Raw genomic sequence first — 3,101 nt, forward strand, 5'->3', positions numbered from 1 at the left:
CGTGGCCCGGGCGAGCCGGTCGACGTCCGCGAGGCACTCGGCGGGGCGCAGCGGCGCGTCCTCGCGCCCCGCCGCGTCCTGGCCGGGCCCGGTCTCCCGGAGCGCGCCCAGCATCCTGCGCAGCCCCGACAGGGTCTCCCGGCCCGCCGCCTCCACCGCGCTCATCGCCTCCCGGGCGGCGTCCGGCTGGGTGTGCACAACCCTGGCCGCCGCACCCGCCTGGAGGGCGATGATGCCGACGCTGTGGGCCACCACGTCGTGCATCTCGCGGGCTATGCGCAGCCGTTCGGCGACGAGCGCCCGGTCCGTGGCCCGGGCCGTCAGATCCGCGTCGTGCTCGCGGCTCTCGTGCACCGAGCGGCCCACCAGCCAGGCGACGACCGCCGTCAGGGCGACGGCCAGCTCCGCCGACGTACCGGCGCTCCATCCCGCGAACACCCGGTAGCTCACGTAGGAGACCAGGACGAGGACCGACATGACGAGGGCGAGGACACCCGTGCGCAGCGGGCGGGCGGCGGCCGTGACGTACAGGGCGACGTCGACGGCCAGGAACTGCGCCATGGGTATCTCCGCCACCCCGAGCGGCATGGTGGCGAGCGCGGAGGCGGCGAGCAGCACCGCCATGGCGCCCAGCGGCCGCCGGGTGAGCCACAGACAGCCGGCCATGAGCAGCGCCGTGGACAGCACGTGGGTCAGCAGGCCGTCCCAGCGGTAGAACAGGACCCCGGGCAGGACCGACGCCCGCTGCTCGCCGGGCAGCCGGACCCGCGTGAGGAGGGTGAGCACCATGCCCGCGAACCAGGCAGCCGCCACCCACGCGCCCGGTGGGACGCGCTTGAGCAGGGGCAGCACAGGTGAGCTGGACATGTGCCGAGCGTAACCAGCGCCGAACCCCCGCACATCGGCCCACGGTTGTACACCCACGGGTGCAGACGGCCGCGCCCGGATGTCAGCGACGGCCCGACGACACGGCCCGGTCGCGGCCCGCAGGGTGGGATCCGTGATCGAAGTCAACGGACTGACCAAGCGATACGGCGGCGCCACCGCCGTGGACGACCTGACCTTCACCGTCCGGCCGGGCGAGGTGACCGGCTTCCTCGGGCCCAACGGGGCGGGGAAGACCACCACCCTGCGCATGCTCCTCGGCCTCGTCGAGCCGACCGCCGGAACGGCCGCCGTCCGGGGCCGCGCCTTCCGCGACCACCCGCGCGGACTGCGCCACGTCGGCGCCCTGCTCGACGCGGGCGACGTCCACGGCGGCCGCACCGCCCGCGCCCACCTCGCCGCGCTGGCCCGGAGCAACGGCATCCCCCGCGCCCGGGTCGACCGGGTCCTCGAAGAGGTGGGCCTCGCGGCAGCGGCCCGCCGGCGCGTCGGCGGCTTCTCGCTCGGGATGCGCCAGCGCCTCGGCATCGCCACGGCCCTGCTCGGCGACCCGCCCGTCCTGCTCTTCGACGAACCGCTCAACGGCCTCGACCCGGAAGGCGTGCTGTGGGTGCGCGGACTCTTCCGCGGCCTCGCCGCCGAAGGCCGTACCGTCTTCGTCTCCAGCCACCTGATGACCGAGATGGAGCACACCGCCGACCGGCTCGTCGTCATCGGACGCGGCACGCTCATCGCGGCCGAGAGCCTGACCGCGTTCGCCGCCCGCTCCGCCCGCCGCAGCGTCACCGTACGCACCCCGGACGCGGCGGCCCTGACGCCGCTGCTCACCGCCGAAGGCGCCTCGGTGACCGGGGACGGCGACCGGCTCACCGTGACCGGGCTCCCCGCCGAGCGCGTCGGCGCACTCGCCCTGCGCCACCGGGTGCTGCTGCACGAACTGACCACCCTCGGCGCCTCGCTGGAGGAGGCGTTCATGGAACTCACCGCGGACAGCGTCCAGTACCCGGCAGGAGACCCCCGATGACCACGGCCACCGCCACCCCCGTCGTCACGCGCGTCGAGGCCCGCGCGCGGTTCACCGACCTCGTCGCCGCCGAGTGGCTGAAGACGTGGTCGCTGCGCTCGACACCCTGGCTGTACGCGCTGAGCGCGCTGGCGGTCGTCGCGTTCAACGCCGGTACGGCCTACGACCACTACACGTACTGGTACCAGTACGACAAGGGCAGCCAGGAGTTCTTCGTCAGCCACCGCCTGGCCCTCGTCGACGCCTTCACCGACAACTCCGCCCTGGTGCTCGTCCTGGCCCTGGCCGCGATCGGCGCCGTCTCGGTCACCGGCGAGTACGGGACCGGGCTCATCCGCACGACGTTCACCGCCGTGCCCGCCCGGCGCTCGGTGATGGCCGCCAAGGCCCTCGTACTCGCCGCCGTCACCACGGCCTTCGGCGTGCTCGTCGCCGCCGCCTCCTTCGCCTCGACCCGGGCGATCCTGTCCGGACGCGGCGCCGAGGTCTCCCTCGGCGACCCCGGAACGCTCCAGGTCCTCGCCGCGTCGGCGCTGCTCGCCCCGGTCGCCGCGCTCACGGGCCTCGCGCTCGGCACGGTGGTCCGGCACACGGGGGCGTCGATCGTGGCGTGTGTGGTGGTGCTGCTCCTGCTCCCGATGGTCCTCAGCGACCGCCGCCACCTGACGGCCGTGCTCCGGCACACCCTGCCGTTCAGCGCCTGGGACCGCCTGGCAGGCGGGGCCCTTCCGCAGCCCCCGCCCGAGCTCTACCCGTGGTCGGCGGCGGGCGCCTGGACCGTCTACGTCCTGTGGGCGCTGGTCGCGGGGGCCGTGGCGGTGTGCGCGGTGCACCGCCGCGACCAGTGAGGGCGGCGGGGCCGCGCGTCACGCTCCCGGCGCGCCGAAGTAGTGCCCCTGGTCCAGGTCCTCGATGAGCCCGGGCCCAACCGGCTTCCAGCCGAAGCGGTCGCGGGTCAGCGCGCTGGACGCGGGCGAGTCGAGGCCCACCATGCCGGCCAGCCAGCCGAAGTGGCCGGCCGCGTCCCCCGGCGCGACGGAGGCCGCGGGGACGCCGAGGTGGCGGGCGACGGTCTCGGCGACGGACCGCAGCGCGACGCCTTCCTCGGCCGCCGCGTGCAGCGTGGAGCCGGCGGGTGCCTCTTCCAGGGCCAGCCGGAACAGGTGGGCGGCGTCCGAGCGGTGCACGGCCG

Annotated in this window: 3 protein-coding genes and 1 pseudogene; 2 read left to right on the forward strand and 2 right to left on the reverse strand. The window is 75.4% G+C overall.

All coding sequences use genetic code 11. The annotated features are described in order from the left end of the window. Positions 1-867: histidine kinase (locus G3I41_RS29620; RefSeq protein WP_164403575.1), on the reverse strand; the 867-nt coding region annotated here is incomplete at its 3' end. Between the two features lie 133 nt (positions 868-1,000). Here G3I41_RS29620 and G3I41_RS29625 point away from each other — a divergent pair. Together G3I41_RS29625 and G3I41_RS29630 are read left to right on the forward strand one after the other, a co-directional pair. Continuing rightward, positions 1,001-1,909 (forward strand): ATP-binding cassette domain-containing protein, encoded by a 909-nt coding sequence (locus tag G3I41_RS29625; RefSeq protein ID WP_164403576.1) that lies wholly within the window; start codon positions 1,001-1,003, stop codon positions 1,907-1,909. Beyond that, positions 1,906-2,757 carry an ABC transporter permease subunit gene (locus G3I41_RS29630; RefSeq protein ID WP_164403578.1) on the forward strand — a complete coding sequence of 284 codons (852 nt, stop codon included), beginning with the start codon at positions 1,906-1,908 and terminating at the stop codon, positions 2,755-2,757. Before G3I41_RS29625 ends, G3I41_RS29630 begins: the two co-directional genes overlap by 4 nt. A gap of 18 nt (positions 2,758-2,775) precedes the next feature. On the opposite strand, the pseudogene G3I41_RS29635 reads toward G3I41_RS29630, so the two are convergent. Beyond that, positions 2,776-3,101, reverse strand: a pseudogene (locus G3I41_RS29635) (3-beta hydroxysteroid dehydrogenase); the annotation flags it as partial.

This window comes from Streptomyces sp. SID9727 (genome assembly GCF_010550605.1).
Classification (GTDB): Bacteria; Actinomycetota; Actinomycetes; order Streptomycetales; family Streptomycetaceae; genus Streptomyces.